Origin of the sequence: Agreia sp. PsM10, from assembly GCF_030433855.1 — a bacterium.
Taxonomy (GTDB): Bacteria; Actinomycetota; Actinomycetes; order Actinomycetales; family Microbacteriaceae; genus Agreia.
Genome location: NZ_JARUXC010000073.1, coordinates 1 through 248, shown reverse-complemented (window position 1 = coordinate 248; position 248 = coordinate 1). Strand labels below are relative to the sequence as shown.

1 protein-coding gene is annotated in these 248 nt (G+C 56.5%); it reads right to left on the bottom strand.

Features of this window, described 5'->3' with window-relative positions:
* A partial coding sequence (locus tag QCD70_RS19080; RefSeq protein ID WP_301219218.1) for an AI-2E family transporter occupies positions 1-248 on the bottom strand: 248 nt, incomplete at both ends.

The following is a 248-nucleotide window of genomic DNA, read 5'->3' as shown; positions in this document are numbered from 1 at the left end:
CACCGGACCGATAACAAAACCGTTGATGCCGTAGATTTCCATGCCGCCCAGCGTGGCGATCAGAATCAGATAGTCAGGCATTTTGGTGTCTTTGCCGACCAGCAGCGGACGCAGGATGTTATCCACCAGTCCGACGATCACTACGAAGAAGCCCACCAGGAACAGCCCTTTCCACAGTGCACCGGTGGCGAAGAAGAAGATCGCCGCAGGCACCCAGATAATGGCGGAACCGACTGCCGGAATAAGGG